Here is a 16,045-nt window from a genome sequence, read left to right on the forward strand (position 1 = left end):
CTGTTCTTATTATTGGAGTCATTATGGCGACTTTTCCAAACTCATTTTTGTGGGGCGGCGCAATTGCAGCCAATCAAGTTGAAGGCGCGTTTAATCAAGACGGTAAAGGACTGTCTACATCTGATATGTTGCCTAACGGGATATTAAGCCCTCATCAAGTCTTGAATGAACGTACTGATGGTATCAAAGACGTAGCGATCGACTTTTATCGTCGCTACCCAGAAGACATCGCTTTGTTTAATGAGATGGGCTTCAACTGTTTGCGCCTATCAATCGCTTGGACCCGCATTTTCCCCAATGGTGATGAACAAGAGCCCAATGAAGCTGGCTTAGCGTATTACGACAAGATTTTTGATGAGCTAGCCAAATACGACATCACGCCATTTGTGACCCTATCTCACTATGAAATGCCATTTTCGCTGGCTGAAAACTATGGTGGCTGGGCAGATAGAAAACTGATTGATTACTTCGAACGTTACGCGCGTACGGTGTTTGAGCGTTATAAAGACAAAGTAAAGCTGTGGTTGACCTTTAATGAAATCAATATGTCGCTACATGCGCCATTTACAGGAGTGGGTTTGCCTGAAGAAGCCTCCGAGCAAGCGATATATCAAGCGATTCATCATCAGCTTATTGCTAATGCCAAGGCTGTGAATTTGTGTCACAGCATCATTCCGGATGCCCAAATAGGCAATATGCTGCTCGGTGCTCTGAATTACCCGTATACCTGTAACCCGGATGATGTGATTGCAGCGATGCACGAAAACAACAAGTGGTTGTTTTTCGGGGATGTACAGGCACGAGGAAAGTACCCTGGCTACATGCTGCGCTATTTCCGTGAAAACGGTATTAAGATTGAAATGGAAGAGGGTGATCTAGAAATCATCGCCTCTGCCAGTGTTGATTTTGTATCATTCAGTTATTACGCCAGCGGATGTGCCAGTGCCGACCCGAAACAAAAAGAAGTCGGTAATATCGTCGATAGTGTGCCAAACCCATACTTAGAGAAAAGCCAGTGGGGATGGTTGATTGATCCGAAAGGTCTGAGAGTTCTGCTCAACTTCTTGTACGATCGCTACCAAAAGCCGTTATTTATCGTTGAAAATGGTTTGGGTGCACGCGACGAAGTCAATGAGAAAGGTGAAATTCTCGATGACTACCGAATTGCGTATCTCAATGACCATTTAGTGCAGGCTCGTGAAGCGGTATTGGATGGCGTTGAACTCATGGGTTTCACCAGCTGGGGTCCGATCGATTTGGTGGCCAACTCAACTGCCGAGATGAGCAAACGCTATGGTTATATCTATGTCGATCGCCATGATGACGGTTCAGGGACGCTGGAAAGAAAGCGCAAAAAGAGCTTCTTTTGGTACCAAGAGGTAATTCGCACCAACGGTGCTAGTCTCAAAGAATAGCGACTGAAAGCGGAGTCAATGGCTCCGCTTTTTTAGCTTGAAATCTGGCGAATATCGGAACTGATATCGTCGATAAGTTTTCGCGCGGATTCGTCTCGTTGTTGAACCAAAGCAATAAACAGCAAATCGGTAATCACATTTTGTGCAGTGCGCGATGCTATAGACGAGCTCCGATGCTGGCTTTCATCAGCAATGGTAGCGAATGATAAATCTGCAATATTACGTAATCTGCTTTTGCGAGGTGAGGTGAGTGCGATGATTTTTGCACCTTGCTCTTTGGCTGTTTCTGCGGCCGCCAAGATCTCTTTACGCTCACCCGAAAAAGAAATCACGATTTGTACATCCAGAGGAGTTAAGGTCCTAGCGATGGCAATTTGAACATGGCTATCTTGTTCGGTGAGAGCGGTAATACCCAGTTTCAGAAGTTTAAAGCTGAATTCTTTAGCGGTCAGAGCTGAGCCACCAATTCCAACGACTTGGACCCTATTTGCTCCGTCAAGTAGACGGATCGCCTCTGCACAGGTATCTAAAGACAAAGCATTCGTTGTTTGAAACATTGCATCAGTTTTGGCCTTCACTAATTTTTGAGAAATTACTGCGAAAGGATCATCGGCAAGGATATCGCTGTGGAGCGGCGTGGTTTGGATAGCCTGTTTACGACCAAGTTCCTCAGTTAATGCAAATTTGAATTCGCTGTATCCCTTGAAACCTATCTTTTGAGTAAATTTCACAATACTGGATTGGCTAGCATCAGTGGCATGGGCTAACTCTTGGCTGGTCAATGACGCCGCTGTTTCTGTGTTGGCAATCACCCAATCAGCAATTTTTCGTGCGCTCGCAGACAATTGAGTTCTTCTAGTGACAATTTTATTTACTACTGACATAACAAAATTCCAATTATTTGAAATAAATTATTCCAAGACGAAAATAATCGCTATTTAGCCTAACTCACTGCTTTATCAATACTAATCTACGCTTATTAAGTTAGGTTAAGCAATTTGTTCTCATATTATTCCATTTTTTAGACGCTCTCTGAATAACCCTAATTGTGATTGTTATCACTAATTTGGAATATTTTATTCCATAGAATCGCCCTCAGTTTGTATTTGGTAAGAGATAGAAAAATGAAAATTGATTTGACCCGTTTGGTCACAGAGAGCCGTAATTCCGCCAGCGAAGAGATCGATACGTTATCGACAATTGAGATGCTAGAGGTGATCAACCTAGAAGATCAAAAAGTGGCGCTAGCTGTCAAAGAAGAGCTTCCGCAAGTGGCAAAAGCCGTTGATGCGATTACTCACGCGTTTGCGAATGGTGGTCGACTGATTTATATCGGCGCTGGTACTTCAGGGCGTTTGGGTATTTTGGATGCTAGTGAGTGTCCACCAACTTATGGTACTCATCCTGACTTGGTTATCGGTCTTATTGCTGGTGGACATCAGGCAATTCTTAAAGCGGTAGAAAACGCCGAAGATGACGCCGCACTTGCTCAAGCTGACCTAAAGTCTCTCAATCTAACGGATTCTGATGTGGTGGTGGGAATTGCGGCAAGTGGTCGTACTCCTTATGTGCTTGGTGGGTTGTCTTATGCGCGATTCGTTGGTGCAACAACTGCTGCAGTCTCATGCAATCCCAATTCTCCAATGGCCAGCACTGCGGATATTGCCATAACGCCAGTAGTTGGCCCTGAAGTTGTCACTGGCTCTTCTCGAATGAAAGCAGGTACTGCGCAAAAACTGGTGCTGAATATGCTTACCAGCGGAGCAATGATTCGAAGCGGTAAGGTGCTAGGAAACCTAATGGTCGATGTAGAAGCCACCAATGCCAAATTGGTACAACGCCAAGTCAATATTGTGGTTGAGGCAACTGGTGTAGGCAGCGAGCAAGCACAGCGAGCCTTGGATGCGTGTGATCGCCATTGTAAAACCGCAATTCTAATGATTCTTGCAAACATCGATGCAGAACAAGCAAAACAACGTTTAGCGCAAAGCAAAGGGTTTATTCGCACTGCGCTGATTAACGCTTAAAACCAATATCCTGAAGAGAAACCTCATGGCAAAAATAACATCGTCAATGATCGAAGCCTTGCTGTCAGCGGTAGGTGGTAGTGGCAATATTCGTAAGTGTGGTAACTGTATGACTCGCTTGCGATTAGCGCTTATTGAAACTCACTTGGCCGATCACAACAAAATAAAAACCACGCCTGGTGTATTGGGTGTGGTTGAAGGTGACGAGCAACTGCAGATTATTCTAGGTCCGGGGAAGGCGCAACAAGCCTCGGAGATGATGAATAGTATGATGGCTGAACAACCACTAAACAGTGTTACAGAGGCCACTCCAAACTCAGACCTTTCTTCTGTTGCTGCTGAGCAGAAAAAGCAGATGAAGAGTAAACAAACCAGTGGAGTTCAGCGCTTTTTAAGTAAGTTCGCCACCATCTTCACTCCATTAATCCCCGGCTTCATTGCGGCAGGTCTACTGTTAGGTTTTGCCACACTTCTGGAGCAGGTGTACATCCTCGACCAAGAGCCTAGCCAAATGATGTTGGACTTGGTCGCTTATATGAAGGTGTTTGGGACGGGGCTTTTTGCTTTCTTAAGTATCTTGATTGGTTACAACGCTCAACAAGCTTTTGGTGGTTCTGGTGTAAACGGCGCAATTTTGGCTTCGCTGTTTGTTTTGGGTTATGACCCAAACGCAACGTCTGGCATCTACTCTGGCATGAATGAGTTCTTCGGATTCTCTATCGATCCGCGAGGCAACATTATTGGCGTGTTACTTGCGGCAATTTTAGGGGCGCATGTTGAGCGACAGGTCCGTAAGTTTATGCCAGATGATCTGGATATGATCCTAACGTCCGTTGTGACGCTGCTCATCATGGGAGCCGTGACTTATCTACTGATTATGCCAATTGGAGGTGAGCTATTTAAAGGCATGTCATGGCTATTCCTCAACTTAAACGATAACCCATTCGGAGCAGCGATTCTTGCGGGGTTGTTCCTTATATCAGTTGTGTTCGGTATCCATCAGGGCTTTGTACCTGTGTACTTTGCATTGATGGAAGCTCAAGGTTTTAACTCACTATTTCCAATCTTAGCGATGGCAGGTGGTGGTCAGGTAGGTGCTTCACTGGCGTTGTACTTCAAGGCTAAAAAAGATTCGTTACTTCGTACTCAGGTCAAAGGCGCTATTGTTCCGGGCTTACTTGGTATTGGCGAGCCACTTATTTACGGAGTGACACTACCAAGAGTGAAGCCATTCGTCACTGCATGTATCGGTGGTGCGGCAGGTGGCTTTTTCATTGGTTTAGTTTCTTATCTTGGCTTGCCAGTGGGCCTAAATACAGTATTCGGCCCGTCGGGCATTGTTGCTGTGCCTCTCATGACTTCTGACAGCGGCATTTTCGCCGGTATGGCGGTGTTTGTTGTAGGTCTTCTAATTTCTTATGTCGTGGGCTTTCTTGCGACATACATGTTCGGTTCCAAAAACGTTGATTTAACTTAGGTAAAGCAGTGATGAATATAAACAAGCTTATTTTGAGTACGGCAGTTCTATCCGTCGTCGGTTGTTCGAATAGCATGAATAAAATCAGCAACCAAGACCTCGCACAGTATCAGCAACAGCCACAAAAGTATGCGGATTACATTGTCGATAACATGAATGATCGTGAGCTAATTGGCCAAACTTTGATGATGGATTTTCGTTCATGGGGTAAGGATCCTTATACCGATGAAGAGATTCCTGTCACCAGACTAAACGACGAGATCAGTAACATGATCTCCGATTATCACATCGGCGGAGTCATTTTATTCCGTCAAAACCTCGTGAATTCAAACCAGATCGTGGAATTGACCGACGCTCTACAAGCATCAAGCAGTAACTTACCGCTGCTGATTGCGACCGACCAAGAAGGCGGTTACGTCACTCGTTTACAAAATGGTACTGAAATGCCTGGAAACATGGCGTTAGCGGCATCGGGCGATGCAAGCAACGCATATTTGGCGGGTAAGATTCATGGTACCGAGCTCGCTGCATTAGGGATCAACTATAACTTCGGCCCTGTTGTTGATGTAAACGTCAGCCAAGATAATCCAATTATTGGTGTGCGTTCGTACAGCAGCAATATCGACCTGATTAACGAGATGTCTACCGCCTACATGGATGGTATTCATGATGCGAACGTCATCAATGCACTCAAGCATTTTCCTGGGCACGGTAATGTAAGTGTCGATTCTCATTATGATTTGCCTGAGGTGAGCTATTCGCGTCAGGAGTGGGAAGACGTTGACCTCGCTCCATTTAAGTATGCAATTGAGCATGGCGCTGATTCAATTATGTCCGCCCACGTTACGTTGCCTAGCGTAGACGATACGGTGATCAAGGCGACGCTCAGCGATAAAGAAATGTTAATACCTGCAACTTTCTCTAAGCCAATCCTAACGGGTATTTTGCGTGACGAATTAGGCTTTGAAGGACTGGTTGTTACCGACGCGTTGGACATGGGGGCGATTGCCGATAACTTTGATCGTAACTACGCAGTACAAGCTTCGCTAGAAGCCGGCGCTGACATTGCATTGATGCCACTTCAAATCACAAGCAAAGCGGAAATTCAACAGTTAGAGAGTTTGTATGCATCTCTTGAAGATGAAATGAAAGCGAATCCTGAATTCTATGAGCGAATCAAAGAGGCGGCACTTCGTGTGATTACGAAGAAGCTAAAAATGGGGTTAGTTTACAGTCCATCGGATAAACAGTTTGCTGTTGATACTGTAGGTTCAGAGCAACATAAGCTTGAAGAGCAAGCCGTGGCAGATGCAGCGATTACGGTGATTGAAAATCAAAACAATGTTCTGCCTGTTGATCCAAGTGAAATCAGCAATATTCTGGTGATTTCTGATGAAGATAGCCGAAATACTCTTGTTACCAAGTACTTAAAGCAAGTACAGAGTGAAACTGGTAATCACCCAATGTTCATTAGCGACATTAAAACGCCGTTGCTAGAAGACAATTTGGATGCAAATGAGCTGCGAAACACGATAGCCAAATCAGACCTGATTATTCTCGCAACTTACAACCTTACCGGCAGCGCTATTGATGCCCAGAAAATTGTCGACATTGCTAACGAAGAAGGGACGAAGCTAGTGATGGTTTCTACTCGTAACCCTTACGACATTGCTCATGTTAACAACGTTAAGGCAAACATCGCTATTTACGGTATTACTGGATTTGATGTAACGAACAATGACCGTAACTCATTAGAGGCCAATATTCGTTCTGGTATTCGCACATTGTTTGAAGATCCTCGCACGGGCAAACCGCTCAATTCACCGCATGCGTCACTCCCGGTTGATATCCGAAATAGTGAAGGCGAGATCTTATACCCGTTTGGCCATTCAATTGAATACAAGTAATGTTAGCGAAGGATAACAACATGTTGAATAGTAAATATAAACTGGCTTTATTAGCAACATTGCTTCCGGGTCTAGCTATTGCTCAAGAAGATAATAATGTGACGCGTGAAACGAAAGATCTAAAGGAAAACTACACTTCATCTTGGAATGTCGCATCTAATGTTTACATGGAGCTGGAGAAGTTTGAAGGGCATCGAGATGCTGATGGAAATGCAATCATAGATAAGCTTACTCCTGTCGCTCAGGTGTTCATTAATAGCCCACACTCGAAATGGAGCTACTTCCTCGAGCATAAAGTAGCCCGAAGGGCGATTACCGAGGACTTAAACAATACGGTCAATTCGTTCCAGCGAAATCGTACTCAGATTGGCGTTACTCGTAATATGGTTCGTAACGAAGATGTGACGTTTAATCTTAATGCAACTTACCGTAAGGAATCGAACGACTCAGCACCAGGAACGGACGCCCGAGGTAGTCACAACCTATATTGGGTAATGCCAAGTGGTGAGTTCAGAATCACCGACAAGCTTTCATTTTCTTACTGGGACGCATTCTATTATTACGATCGATTTGTTGGTTCAAATGATTATGAATGGGAAGCTGAACATGGCTTTGCCTATAAGCACAGTGACAACTTCACTGCAAAAGTTTACCTCTATACGGATTGGACTTGGGACTCAGATAAAAACAAAAACTGGGAACAAAACCAGATCCGTGGTTATTTCCCAACTAAGATCAATGATGACTGGAGTGTGATGCCTTACTTTCGTTATTTCATTAACGAAAAACTCTACGACAGTGCAAACAACTATCGAGTGGTTAATGAAACCGATGATGGCTTGCGTTTGGGTATGAATGTAGATTACCGCATTAGTCCGAAATCGACACTTTGGGTGGGTATGGCTTATGAAGAAACGAAATGGGCAGATGCCAAATCAGCAGGCCTCACCAGTGGTGACGACAATAGCCAAAAGTTCTATCTCGCTCAGGTAGGCTGGAAATACAAATGGTAAGAGGCTAATGGCCCAATTGTGAAGCACTAAAAGCCGCAGCTAAGCTGCGGCTTTTTTGTTTGTTAATTCTCGCTAAATAAGAAAACCTACCTTTAAAAAACTTCCATTTCTCACTATATAAGAATCTAATTTGAGTGCGATTTTTATTCGAGATACAACCGACCTATGAATGAAACAAAACCGAATGCGAATCAGGTCAACGAGAAGATCCTGCAGCTTTTGATGCAAGTGGCAGTAAACGATGAACCAGTGACCGCGAAAGTACTCAGTGAGCAATTAAGTGTGCCACTGAGCAGTTTATATCGGCATCTAAAGTTGCTGAAAGAGTGGAACTTGATTGAGGAAAGTCCATATGACAAAACCTTGATCATCGGTCCTGCGGCACTGTTGTTGATGCGTAGCTACGAGACCAGCAGCCACAATCTCGATTCGGTGGATGCGGTATTGAGCCGGCTGCAAAAACAGACGGGCGAAATGGCGGCATATATGGTCCCTGTTGGTTACAGGGCATTGTGTGTTAGCCGAAAAGAAAGCATGCAGGCACTGCGTTGCAGTTACGTCCAGGGTCAAAGTCAACCCCTGCTACGTGGTGCCTCATCAAAAGTGATGTTGGCGTATATGCCCACTGCGCGCTGCGAAAAAATCTTACGCCATTTTGGTGAAAGCCATCGAATGGAAGAGTGGCAGCGAGAACTGGAAAACATTCGCCAGCAAGGGTATGCCGTGAGCACATCTGAGATCGACACCGGGGTGTCTGGGATCAGTGCTCCGGTGATGAAAGGTAGCAAGTTGATCGGTGCGATTAGCGTGATGGCTCCGGCGCATCGAGTCGAGATTGCGAAACAGCGGATTATATTGCACGTCCTACAAGCGGCGAGGGCGTTGCCACCAGAAAGGTAATTCACATGCTAAGGCTATTCAAACACATTTCTTTTGGTCGCGAGGTTGCCAGCAGCGCTCATATGGCAGCGCTATTCACCGTGAGTGAGCAGCTAAAACCCATGACCGAGCTTGAGTTTGAATACGCGGAACAGACGATGGAAACCGCCTACGACTGGCTGTTTCCTTCCCCTAGTACGTGTGCATTTGCTAACGCGGGCCACTTTAGTTTGCACGATCACAACGCTAATGGGTTTCAAGTTCGCCTGACTCACTTTCTAGGCCAGCGAGTGCTGCCCGTTGTGCTTGCCAACACACACGAAGCCTTACTGCATAGTTTGCCGTTTGTCAGCCTTGGCGGAAAAGAGGTCGGGATCATTCATATTGGAGCTCAGTTTCAACTGAAGCCCTCGTTGGAGCTCTGTGTCGGGTCGGCTTACCACTTTGCTTTATCACGATATAACGATTGCCGAGCGTTTTACTTAGGTATTGACGAAAACAGCATCGATGCGAAAACCATCGAATACGCGGAAGATTTAGGCTGTGATTGGATGACAGCGACAGAATGCACTTTTCGTAATCGCTTTCAGCTAAAAAGCCAGCTGAGCAGTTATCTTGCCCATTGTGATGAAGTTGTTCTTGATATTGATCTTGTATCGTTGATGCCGCAAGCAATGGTAAACCTGTCTGCTCATCTCGAGTTACAGATGGCTATGCGTATGATTCGACAATGCATGATGGCGGGTAAAGTGAAGTTGATACAAATGGTAGGGCAACACGAGAAAGTGGTGTACCACAAACATACTCAAAAGCTGTTGGCGGATATTGTACAAATGCTACCGAGTCGAAACCGAGCTGCTTAGTCGTTGAGCGGTGTGGTCTAGGAAGGAATTTTCTAGGGCGCTAAAAATGTTAAAGCTGGCATAAAGCCAGCTTAGTTTCGGTTGAGTGCTTGTTACTATTTCTTTGTCGCGACTTTACTTGAGTCTTTCCAGTATTGGATGCGCACGCGATGTAACTGAGCTTTTCTCATTTTTTTCATAATGTCCCTCACTTTGATGATAGGGGCTCTTCACTGAGCTTTTAAACAAACGTTTTTCCTTTTGTGTACAAATCGAATTTAGCTAGGTAAGCCAAACTTCGCCACGATCAAGTTCACATTTGTAGCTAAGTAAACTGTACCATCTGTACAGTTATGTGATCTTTGTAACCCTTTTGAGGGATCCTTGCAAGTGCTTGAAAGTGAAAAGTCAGTTTTCATTAGCAATATCGCTACGCGAACAAACACAATAATCCCTACAATTCATTAGCTTAGTTTTTAATCAAAGATAACCCAACGATAAGTAACACCAACCAGACAAAAACAGCCAGTTCGACCATCCATTCTTTGTCATCCCAGCCTAACCTCTGAAGTTCCGGTTGTGAAAAGTTGATCTCAATATCGTCGCAATATTCGTCTAATTCATTCATATTGTTGCCCTTATCTAACCAGTACAAAAGAATTGTATGGCGAGAGCGGAGGGAGAAAAATCCAAACGTTTTGAACCATCGTTCACAATAATTGAAACTATCGGATACAAACTGAGTGAGAGAAAATATTACCCTCTTAGGCCAATAAGATTTCCAAACGGGTCTTCAACCTGACACATCGCCTGTCCGTGCTCGATATCCATTGGGCCACGGTATAACTTCGCCCCAATAGACTCAAAGTGTGCAAGCGCGCTTGTTAAGTCGCTCACCTGCCAATAGACCACGGTTCCACTCTTACCGTTTCCCACTTTTTCATCCGCTTGGACGATTTCAATCGCCAGCCCTTCTAGGTCGAGTACTGTAAAGTCGAACTCGGGCAAGTACCTTGTCTTGGCGTTGGGAAAGGCTTGTTGGTACCAAGCAAGCCCTTGTTCTATATCTGGGACGTGAATAAGGATGGCTGAGGGCGTCATGGCATTACCTAAATTGGGGGATGGAACTTCCTGAGTGTAGATCAAAAACGCACTCCGTTATTGGAGTGCGTTTTTTCACTGTTGGTAAGATTACGAGCGACCAAGCATTCTGGAGATAGTGCCATCTTTATCGATGACTTGATGTTTGATAGCTCCACCAACATGTAAAACAAATACAAAGATAAGAATTTCTACCGCTGAAGTGTGGATAGTTGAGCCAAGCTCTTGAAGCCAAGGTGTTTTGGCGCTCTCAGCGATAACTTGCCAGCCAAAGATTTCGATGGCACGACCTCCGCCTACGCTCATTGCCACGCCGGAGATTGGCATCGCAAGTGTGGCTAACAAAAGAATACCGTGCACAGCTTTCGCGGCTTTGTCTTGCCATGCTGGCATTTTAGAAGCTGGTGGTAACGCCCCTTCTTTTAATCGCCAACCAAAGCGAATCAGTGCTGCGGCTAATATGAGTGCACCGATAGATTTGTGCAGGCTTATCCACTCAAACTTTTCTGGGCCACGCGGTAAATCAACCATGTACAGTCCAATGCCAAATACACCAATGAAGGATAAACCGACTATCCAATGTAACACGATAGTTTGCCATGTTAATGGCTTTTTATTGAGCATAATTAACCTCTTATATTTTATGGGTATAGAGCAATTATCCATCAATGTTGTGAATTGAACTACACAGAATAGCGTAAAGTTAGGTAAATATAATTATCAAACCACCCGATATTAAGCGAATGTTAGTGAGTTCTAGAATGATAGCCATTGGTCTCTGATCTCTAGCACCACTTCGTAGGTTGTAAGTGCGCTCGCGGAGAGTTGATTGAGTCGTTTACTGGTCTTGCAACAGACCTCTAGGCGAGCTTTTCTCGAATCTCGTTGACATGATGTTCAAACTGCTTTTTGATTGCGGGTTTGTTCGTTTTGGCGATCGTTATCCACTGCAATCCGGTTTCATCGGCATGACGAAATTCCACCTGAAGCTCATACTTTCGAATCGTGGTTAGGGCAGCCAGTGCCCCGATAACAATAGAGAAAGGGCCGGTTAAGATGCCAAACCCATCAGGGCAAATCATCCATACGACACTAGAGGCGATCAGCCCAACAGTCACCACCTTGAGCGCATGATCTTTGAACGTATTACTCTTCACTCGAGCGGCATTAATTTTGGAAAGTGAGTATTGGTCTTTTTTAAACCGAATGTTCGCGTTATCGATCGAGAAACCACTAAGTTTAGTCATGAACAGCTCCTAGCATGATTAAGTATAAGTGTTTGAATTTTATATATTGATGGAGGTTATCGTTATAGGGTGATTAATTCCACTAATTTCTTATTGTAGTGGTGGTTTATGTGTTCTCATGTATTGATATTGCGAATGCTTTTAGGGTGAAAATTCCGTAGTTACTTGTGCTTAAATTTACATTGTAAAACTTGCCTTAAAAATAATTAGCTGAGCAGGAAATGGGTACCAAACACTAGTCAAATCGTCGATAAAAATGCAAACTATTCTCATTATCAAGGTGTGAGGTGGAAAAATGGAAAAAATCGCGATTTGGGGAGCTGCCAGCGGCCTCGGTGCTGCTATGGCGGAGTATTACTACAAGCAAGGCTTTGAGGTGATTGCAATTGCTAGAGAACCGACCAACAACTCCAACCTAGCAAAATGGGGAATCGCTACCATTAGTTGTGATGCAACCGATCAGCAGCAAGTGATAAATACAGTACAAGCACTGCCAAAGGGCACGATCAATATTTCTTCAATGGGCAGTTTTAACGCAGAAGTGCCTGTTGACTATATAGGGCACCGTTATGTGATTGATGCTCTTGAGCAGTCCAAGAACGCGCGCTTCTTGCTGATAACATCGTTAGGCTGTGGTGACTCGTGGCAGTATTTATCGGAACGTTCAAAACGAGGGTTTGGTGCTGCTGTAAGAGAAAAGTCGCTGGCAGAATCTTGGTTACAAACCAGTGGTTTGGATTTTACCATTTTGCGTCCGGGCGGCTTAAAAGATGGTGACGCAACGGGGCTGGGGGAGTTGTCTCAGGGGACAGAAGTACATGGCCTGATTACTCGAACAGAAGTCGCAAGGCTTAGCCATGAGTTACTAAACAACAAAACCAGCATTGGCCAAGTGTATCAGTGCGTTGACCCTAGTTTGTCGTATTGAAGATAAACTTAGAAAAAAGAAGAGCCGTTGTATACGGCTCTTCTTCATTGTGGAGGTATGCTGATTAAGCGGTTTTAGGTTGTTCGACTTCTTCACCAATAAAACCGCCCGTTTGGTGGGCCCAAAGTTGAGCATAAATGCCATTTTGTGCCACTAACTCTTTATGTGTGCCTTGTTCAACGATGTTGCCTTTATCTAGTACGATTAGGCGATCCATTGCTGCGATAGTGGATAAGCGGTGGGCAATCGCTATGACGGTTTTACCTTCCATTAGCTCGTTGAGGCTTTCTTGAATCGCCGCTTCAACTTCTGAGTCGAGTGCCGATGTTGCTTCATCGAGTACCAGTAATGGCGCATCTTTTAGCAGCACGCGTGAAATAGCGATACGCTGGCGTTGCCCCCCGGATAGTTTCACACCTCGTTCACCGACCTGAGCATCGTAGCCTAGGTTACCAAATGGGTCGGTAAGCGTTTCAATGAACTCATGAGCATGGGCCTGTTTGGTCGCTTTGACCATATCTGCTTCACTCGCATCTGGATTACCGTAAAGGATGTTGTCCTTAATTGAGCGGTGAAGCAGTGAGGTATCTTGTGTCACCATACCGATGTTGCTGCGCAAAGAGTCTTGTGTGACGTCGGAAATAACTTGTCCGTCGATCTTAATCTTCCCGCTTTCTACATCATGGAAACGCAGCAGCAAGTTCACTAGTGTGGATTTACCCGCACCAGAACGCCCGACTAAGCCGACTTTCTCACCCGGTTTAATATCGAGGTTTAGGTTGCTGATCACCCCTTTGTTTTCACCGTAGTGGAAACTAACGTCTTCAAACGAGATACCGCCTTGTGGCACTTCTAGAGGTTTTGCGTCTTTCTTGTCTTGAATATCGATAGGTTTAGACAGAGTTTTCATCCCATCCACAACCGTGCCCATGTTCTCGAATAACGCGCCAACTTCCCACATGATCCACATCGACATACCGTTAATACGCAGAGCCAAACTGATCGCAATGGCAATAGCACCGATACTGATTGAGTTGTCCATCCATAGGAATATAGACAATGCGGCAATCGAGAACACCAAGATGTAGTTAGTGATTTCTACAGCGACGTCAAAACCAGTGACTAAGCGCATCTGGCGATAAACGGTATCTAAGAAGCCCTTCATGCCTTTTTCGGCGTAGTCGGTTTCTCGTTTACTGTGAGAGAACAGTTTAACCGTTGCGATGTTGGTGTAACTGTCGACGATACGTCCGGTCATCATGGAGCGAGCATCGGCTTGCTCTGAAGCGACATTCTTTAATTTCGGTACAAAGTAAATTTGTATGCCAATGTAGCAACAAAGCCAAATGAGCATCGGGATCATCAAGCGCCAATCTGCCTGCGCTAGAAGCACAATGATTGAGGTGAAATACACCGATACATAGACAAACACGTCCATCGTCTTCATCACCGTTTCCCTAACAGCGAGTGAAGTCTGCATGACTTTAGTGGCGACGCGACCTGCGAAATCATCTTGGTAGAAGTTTAGGCTCTGCTTGAGCAAGTAGCGGTGAGCTAACCAACGTATCGACATTGGATAGTTACCTAATAGCGTTTGGTGAATGAGCAGAGAGTAACCAATGACCAATATCGGCATCACGATAAGCAGCAAGGCACCATAACCGATCAGCATTGAGCTATTTTCTTGCCAGAAAGTCTCTGGATTGCTGTTTGACAGCCAATCAACCAACTGACCCATTGCACCGAATAATGACACTTCTACGATCGCCACAATGGTCGACATGATCGACATAATGATCAGTGGTACTTCAAAGCCACGAGTGTAATAACGACAAAACGCGAAGATCCCCTTAGGGGGTTGCCCTGGTTCTTCTTCGGGGAAAGGCTTAGTAAACCCTTCGAACTTCTTAAACATAAATATTCCTTTGAGCTCGTCTCACAGTGCATCCATCTGCAGTTAATAGGCGTAGTGAGAGAAATAGACAGGCTGAATAATGGTATACCGATTAGTATGAAATGTAACTAGTATCAAATAAGTAACTTTGTGCATATTATGCGAAAAATTCACATATATAGAATTGGCGACAATAAAAATTACTGCCATATTCACAATATCCAGTTAGAAGTAGGTGTTATTTTACAATGTTACCTAGTATTTCAGTAAAATCGACGTTAACAATATGTTTACAATCGCAGTTATTCAGTGATTAAAAAGAGTTTCTCAGATGCTAAAGGAACAAACGCTTACTTTTGCCAAACCGCACAACGTGCAAAACGCTAACTGTGTCGTGATGGTTCCACCAAAAGAATTTAAGTTCAATGCTGAGACCGCTGAAGACAATGAATTTCAGCACCAAGTAGATTTAACCACGCAGCAAATCAGAGAAAAGACCATGGTCGAGTTTAAAGCTATGGTGGCATCGCTGCGTCGTGAAGGTGTTCAAGTCGTCGAGTTTGACTATCCGTTATCAGACGTTGAAACCCCGGATGCGGTATTCCCTAATAATTGGTTCAGCACCACCATTGATGGCTCGCTATACACTTTCCCGATGGCGTGTGAAAACCGTCAGCATGAAGTTCGCCCAGACGCGCTTATTGAAGCGCTGACGGCTTCAGGGCTTCATGTGACACACCAAGATTCGTTAGAAGATTATTTGTCTGACAACGCACACCTAGAAAGTACTGGTGTGATGGTAATCGATCACTTAAATAAGACCATTTACGCGGCGCTCTCTCAGCGTTGCGATCGTGAAGTATTAGAAGATTATGCAAAGCGCACTGGCTACGGCCGTGTGGTGTCATTTCAAACCGCATTGCCTTCCGGTCATCCGATTTATCACACTAACGTGATGATGGCGATTGGCGAAGGTTTCTGCGTGATTTGTGATGAAGTGATACCTGAGTTTGAACGTCGTTTTGTCCTTAAATCCTTGGCGAAAGATAAGCAAGTCATCTCTATCTCTATTGAGCAGATGAACCGCTTCTGCGGTAATATTCTGCAATTGGAGACGGTCAACGGAGACAAAGTTATCGCCATGTCGCAATCGGCGTTCGATGCCTTTTCACCGGCTCAGAGAGCTCAGCTGTCGAGTCACGGTAAACTGCTTCCTTTCGATGTTCGTACGATTGAAGATATCGGTGGTGGTAGTGTGCGCTGCATGCTTGGCGAAGTTTTCTTACCTAAGCGAGTTAACGCGTTGTGATGTATA

15 protein-coding genes are annotated in these 16,045 nt (G+C 44.7%); 9 read left to right on the forward strand and 6 right to left on the reverse strand.

The genetic code is table 11. The features are described from left to right. The first annotated feature begins 23 nt into the window (after nucleotides 1-23). Entirely contained in the window at nucleotides 24-1,415 is a 1,392-nt protein-coding gene (locus ACXABW_RS21465; RefSeq protein ID WP_457525475.1) for a glycoside hydrolase family 1 protein, read from the forward strand. Nucleotides 1,416-1,447: 32 nt separating this feature from the next. Here the strand turns inward: ACXABW_RS21465 and ACXABW_RS21470 are convergent, their stop codons facing one another. Continuing rightward, entirely contained in the window at nucleotides 1,448-2,299 is an 852-nt protein-coding gene (locus tag ACXABW_RS21470; RefSeq protein ID WP_457525476.1) for an SIS domain-containing protein, read from the reverse strand. A gap of 240 nt (nucleotides 2,300-2,539) precedes the next feature. On the opposite strand from ACXABW_RS21470, the gene murQ reads away from it, so the two are divergent. The 6 genes from murQ (at nucleotide 2,540) to ACXABW_RS21500 (ending at nucleotide 9,581) form a co-directional block, all read left to right on the forward strand. After that, nucleotides 2,540-3,442 (forward strand): N-acetylmuramic acid 6-phosphate etherase, encoded by a 903-nt coding sequence (gene murQ / locus ACXABW_RS21475; RefSeq protein ID WP_457525477.1) that lies wholly within the window; start codon nucleotides 2,540-2,542, stop codon nucleotides 3,440-3,442. Nucleotides 3,443-3,467: 25 nt separating this feature from the next. Continuing rightward, the gene (murP, locus tag ACXABW_RS21480) at nucleotides 3,468-4,919 is read left to right on the forward strand and encodes a PTS N-acetylmuramic acid transporter subunit IIBC (protein WP_457525478.1); all 1,452 of its coding nucleotides are present in this window, start codon (nucleotides 3,468-3,470) and stop codon (nucleotides 4,917-4,919) included. Between the two features lie 11 nt (nucleotides 4,920-4,930). Then, on the forward strand, nucleotides 4,931-6,826 hold the full coding sequence (locus tag ACXABW_RS21485; protein ID WP_457525479.1) for a glycoside hydrolase family 3 protein: 1,896 nt from the start codon (nucleotides 4,931-4,933) through the stop codon (nucleotides 6,824-6,826). A 20-nt stretch (nucleotides 6,827-6,846) separates the two neighbouring features. Next, on the forward strand, nucleotides 6,847-7,839 hold the full coding sequence (locus ACXABW_RS21490; RefSeq protein WP_457525480.1) for an OmpG family monomeric porin: 993 nt from the start codon (nucleotides 6,847-6,849) through the stop codon (nucleotides 7,837-7,839). A 165-nt stretch (nucleotides 7,840-8,004) separates the two neighbouring features. Beyond that, nucleotides 8,005-8,739 (forward strand): IclR family transcriptional regulator, encoded by a 735-nt coding sequence (locus ACXABW_RS21495; protein WP_252032899.1) that lies wholly within the window; start codon nucleotides 8,005-8,007, stop codon nucleotides 8,737-8,739. 5 nt (nucleotides 8,740-8,744) lie between these two features. After that, entirely contained in the window at nucleotides 8,745-9,581 is an 837-nt protein-coding gene (locus ACXABW_RS21500) for an arginase (RefSeq protein WP_457525481.1), read from the forward strand. 448 nt (nucleotides 9,582-10,029) lie between these two features. Here the strand turns inward: ACXABW_RS21500 and ACXABW_RS21505 are convergent, their stop codons facing one another. The 4 genes from ACXABW_RS21505 to ACXABW_RS21520 all read right to left on the reverse strand — a co-directional run bounded on the left by ACXABW_RS21505 (nucleotide 10,030) and on the right by ACXABW_RS21520 (nucleotide 11,908). Beyond that, nucleotides 10,030-10,188: a hypothetical protein gene (locus tag ACXABW_RS21505; protein ID WP_252032903.1), complete on the reverse strand. Its 159-nt coding sequence runs from the start codon at nucleotides 10,186-10,188 to the stop codon at nucleotides 10,030-10,032. 128 nt (nucleotides 10,189-10,316) lie between these two features. Beyond that, nucleotides 10,317-10,661, reverse strand: coding sequence for a VOC family protein (locus tag ACXABW_RS21510; RefSeq protein WP_457527168.1), 345 nt, complete (start codon nucleotides 10,659-10,661; stop codon nucleotides 10,317-10,319). 90 nt (nucleotides 10,662-10,751) lie between these two features. After that, on the reverse strand, nucleotides 10,752-11,285 hold the full coding sequence (locus tag ACXABW_RS21515) for a cytochrome b (RefSeq protein WP_457525482.1): 534 nt from the start codon (nucleotides 11,283-11,285) through the stop codon (nucleotides 10,752-10,754). A gap of 236 nt (nucleotides 11,286-11,521) precedes the next feature. Next, nucleotides 11,522-11,908, reverse strand: coding sequence for a hypothetical protein (locus tag ACXABW_RS21520; protein WP_457525483.1), 387 nt, complete (start codon nucleotides 11,906-11,908; stop codon nucleotides 11,522-11,524). A 295-nt stretch (nucleotides 11,909-12,203) separates the two neighbouring features. On the opposite strand from ACXABW_RS21520, the gene ACXABW_RS21525 reads away from it, so the two are divergent. Continuing rightward, nucleotides 12,204-12,836, forward strand: a complete 633-nt coding sequence (locus tag ACXABW_RS21525; protein WP_457525484.1) for an SDR family NAD(P)-dependent oxidoreductase — start codon at nucleotides 12,204-12,206, stop codon at nucleotides 12,834-12,836. Nucleotides 12,837-12,900: 64 nt separating this feature from the next. Here ACXABW_RS21525 and ACXABW_RS21530 read toward each other — a convergent pair whose 3' ends face one another. Beyond that, the gene (locus ACXABW_RS21530; RefSeq protein ID WP_457525485.1) at nucleotides 12,901-14,751 is read right to left on the reverse strand and encodes an ABC transporter ATP-binding protein; all 1,851 of its coding nucleotides are present in this window, start codon (nucleotides 14,749-14,751) and stop codon (nucleotides 12,901-12,903) included. A gap of 310 nt (nucleotides 14,752-15,061) precedes the next feature. Between ACXABW_RS21530 and ACXABW_RS21535 the strand changes: the two genes are divergently transcribed. Continuing rightward, nucleotides 15,062-16,039 carry an arginine deiminase-related protein gene (locus ACXABW_RS21535; protein WP_457525486.1) on the forward strand — a complete coding sequence of 326 codons (978 nt, stop codon included), beginning with the start codon at nucleotides 15,062-15,064 and terminating at the stop codon, nucleotides 16,037-16,039. Nucleotides 16,040-16,045 lie beyond the last annotated feature (6 nt).

Source organism: Vibrio paucivorans (assembly GCF_054053395.1).

Bases quoted from the DNA above. Each gene is read 5' to 3' on its own strand.
- ACXABW_RS21465 (WP_457525475.1), top strand. From the start codon at position 24: ATGGCGACTTTTCCAAACTCATTTTTGTGGGGCGGCGCAATTGCAGCC.
- ACXABW_RS21470 (WP_457525476.1), bottom strand. From the start codon at position 2,299: ATGTCAGTAGTAAATAAAATTGTCACTAGAAGAACTCAATTGTCTGCG.
- murQ (WP_457525477.1), top strand. From the start codon at position 2,540: ATGAAAATTGATTTGACCCGTTTGGTCACAGAGAGCCGTAATTCCGCC.
- murP (WP_457525478.1), top strand. From the start codon at position 3,468: ATGGCAAAAATAACATCGTCAATGATCGAAGCCTTGCTGTCAGCGGTA.
- ACXABW_RS21485 (WP_457525479.1), top strand. From the start codon at position 4,931: ATGAATATAAACAAGCTTATTTTGAGTACGGCAGTTCTATCCGTCGTC.
- ACXABW_RS21490 (WP_457525480.1), top strand. From the start codon at position 6,847: ATGTTGAATAGTAAATATAAACTGGCTTTATTAGCAACATTGCTTCCG.
- ACXABW_RS21495 (WP_252032899.1), top strand. From the start codon at position 8,005: ATGAATGAAACAAAACCGAATGCGAATCAGGTCAACGAGAAGATCCTG.
- ACXABW_RS21500 (WP_457525481.1), top strand. From the start codon at position 8,745: ATGCTAAGGCTATTCAAACACATTTCTTTTGGTCGCGAGGTTGCCAGC.
- ACXABW_RS21505 (WP_252032903.1), bottom strand. From the start codon at position 10,188: ATGAATGAATTAGACGAATATTGCGACGATATTGAGATCAACTTTTCA.
- ACXABW_RS21510 (WP_457527168.1), bottom strand. From the start codon at position 10,661: ATGACGCCCTCAGCCATCCTTATTCACGTCCCAGATATAGAACAAGGG.
- ACXABW_RS21515 (WP_457525482.1), bottom strand. From the start codon at position 11,285: ATGCTCAATAAAAAGCCATTAACATGGCAAACTATCGTGTTACATTGG.
- ACXABW_RS21520 (WP_457525483.1), bottom strand. From the start codon at position 11,908: ATGACTAAACTTAGTGGTTTCTCGATCGATAACGCGAACATTCGGTTT.
- ACXABW_RS21525 (WP_457525484.1), top strand. From the start codon at position 12,204: ATGGAAAAAATCGCGATTTGGGGAGCTGCCAGCGGCCTCGGTGCTGCT.
- ACXABW_RS21530 (WP_457525485.1), bottom strand. From the start codon at position 14,751: ATGTTTAAGAAGTTCGAAGGGTTTACTAAGCCTTTCCCCGAAGAAGAA.
- ACXABW_RS21535 (WP_457525486.1), top strand. From the start codon at position 15,062: ATGCTAAAGGAACAAACGCTTACTTTTGCCAAACCGCACAACGTGCAA.